The sequence below is a fragment of the Enterobacter sp. CFEC122 genome (assembly GCF_052983755.1).
In genome coordinates, this window is sequence record NZ_JBRIQR010000102.1 from 1 (window position 1) to 2381 (window position 2381).

General features: G+C 57.7%; 1 protein-coding gene and 2 pseudogenes. All 3 read right to left on the bottom strand.

The genetic code is table 11. From position 1 onward, the window contains the following. Positions 1-325 (bottom strand): class II aldolase/adducin family protein (locus ACVCAM_RS26230; protein ID WP_020315656.1); only part of this gene is annotated, 325 nt, incomplete at its 3' end. Beyond that, positions 318-542: pseudogene (locus ACVCAM_RS26235) on the bottom strand (nucleotide-binding domain containing protein); the annotation flags it as partial. The gene ACVCAM_RS26230 and the pseudogene ACVCAM_RS26235, both read right to left, overlap by 8 nt. 33 nt (positions 543-575) lie before the next feature. Then, positions 576-2381, bottom strand: a pseudogene (locus ACVCAM_RS26240) (Tn3-like element Tn5403 family transposase); the annotation flags it as partial.

Below are 2381 nucleotides of genomic sequence, written 5' to 3' on the forward strand. Positions count from 1 at the left end.
CGAGCCCCTGCAGGCAGGAGAGCGCGGTCAGATAGTGGCTGTGCAAGTGGACGATCGCCTTGCAGGCCGGGTTGTGCAAATAGACCGCCCGGTGAAAAGTGACCTCTTTCGACGGTTTGTCGCCGGAGATCCATTCCCCTTGCAGCGTCACCACCGACAACCGCTGAGCCTGCAGTTCGCCGAGGCAGGCGCCGGTCGGCGTCGCCAGCAGGTTGCCGTCCGGCAGCAGCAGCGACAGATTGCCAGCGGAGCCGGTGGCATAGCCGCGGCTAAACAACGAGGCGCCAATCTGCACCATTTCCTCTCGCAGTTGTTGCTCAGTCATGACGAAACTCCTGCTGGGCACGGGCAAAGAACTGGATATCGCCGAAGTTACCTGACTTCAGCGCCAGGGAGAGCGGCTGGCGGGTGTCACGCACCCAGGGCACGCCAGGGGAGATGGTCGGCCCAATATGGAACGCCTCAACCCCCAGGGTCTGCGCCACAATGCTCGACGTTTCCCCTCCGGCCACAATAAAGCGGGTAAATCCGTTCGCCTTCAGGGGGTCGGTTCCGGCTGAGGGCGAAATGACACCCTAAGCTTTCGGTTCCTTGGGCCAAAGATATTCGCCAGTCAGTAGAATGTGCGCCCAGCCCAATGGGGATATGTGGGGAAGAAATTCAGGGGGAACATCCAACCCTTCGTTCCGCCGCTCCGTGACGGCATGACCAAGATGGACGGTATTCCAGTAAATGATCACCGCAGTCAATAAATTGAGCCCAGCGATTCGGTAGTGCTGCCCCTCTGTCGTGCGATCGCGAATTTCCCCCTGCCTCCCGATACGGAGCGCATTTTTGAGCGCATGGTGGGCCTCTCCCTTGTTAAGACCGATCTGAGCACGCCGCTGCATGTCCGTATCCAGGATCCACTCAATAATGAAAAGGGTCCGTTCAATACGACCAACTTCACGAAGCGCAACTGCAAGGTTGTTTTGTCGTGGGTAAGAAGCGAGCTTGCGCAGGAGTTGGCTGGGCCTGATTTTGCCAGCGGTCATCGTCGCGGCACAACGGAAAATATCAGGCCAGTTCGCAACGATAAGATCCTCCCGGGCTTTTCCACCTACCAACTTGCGTAACTCCCTGGGGGTCGTATCGGGATTAAATACGTACAACCGCTTCGATGGCAGATCCCTGATTCGCAGAACGAGATTGTAGCCGAGCAGGCTACTGGCTCCGAACAAATGGTCGGTGAATCCTGCTGTATCGGCATACTGTTCGCGAACATGGCGACCGACCTCGTTCATCAGTAGTCCATCGAGAATATACGGTGCCTCGCTCACGGTCGCCGGGATCGACTGACAAGCGAATGGCGCGAACTGGTCGCTTACGTGAGTATACGCTTTGAGGCCGGGAACAGAACCATATTTGGCATTGACCATGTTCATGGCTTCGCCATGCCGCGCTGTCGGGAAAAACTGACCATCGCTCGATGCTGACGTGCCCATCCCCCAGACGCGTGACATCGGCAGTTTACCCTGCGCGGCCACCACAATTGCCAATGCCTGGTTCATGGCTTCGCTTTCAACATGCCAGCGGGCAAGGCGTGAGAGCTGCCAGTAATCATGCGTGTTTGTAGCTTCCGCCATCTTACGCAGGCCCAGATTGAGCCCTTCAGCGAGCAGGACGTTGAGCAGACCGATCCGGTCGCGACATGGAGCCCCGGTTCTCAGATGGGTAAACGCATCTGTGAAACCAAGGGCTGCATCAACTTCAAGCAGCATGTCGGTAATCCGAACGGACGGCATTCGGCGATACAGATCCAGTATGAGTGCCTCGGCACCATCCGGCACGTCTGCTGTCAACCTGTCGATCCGCAACGTTCCATCTTCTATGCTACCGTGCGGAATAGTGCCGTTACGGGCAGCCCGGGCCAGCCGCTTAAGAGCGATCGTGAGTCGCGCCTTTCTGTCTGCCAGCCAATCCTGTGGGTTGGAAGGCACGGCCAGTTTTGCATTTTCCTGCGCCGCGATCATCGGCACCAGTACCTGCTTGAGGTCACCATAGCGGCGCGAATGAGCGAGCCAGACATCTCCGGAACGAAAAGCATCCCGGAGGTGAAAGAGTACCGCCACTTCCCAAAGACGGGTATCTCCTTTTTCCTGAGCTCGTAAATGACGGTTCCATTTGGAGCTGGGCCGCAGGAAACGCCTTTCTGGCGATGCAACACCTTTCATCTCTCCGATCGACAAAGCTGCTGCTACCAATGGTCCGGCGACCGGCGCGGCTTCGAGCTTCAGACAGCGCAACATGCGGGGCGCATAACGACGAAAGCGATGGTATCCCTGCCCGACATATGCAAGAGGCTCATCGGCTAGCGTGTTGCTGAGTTGAGTCCCTGTCGC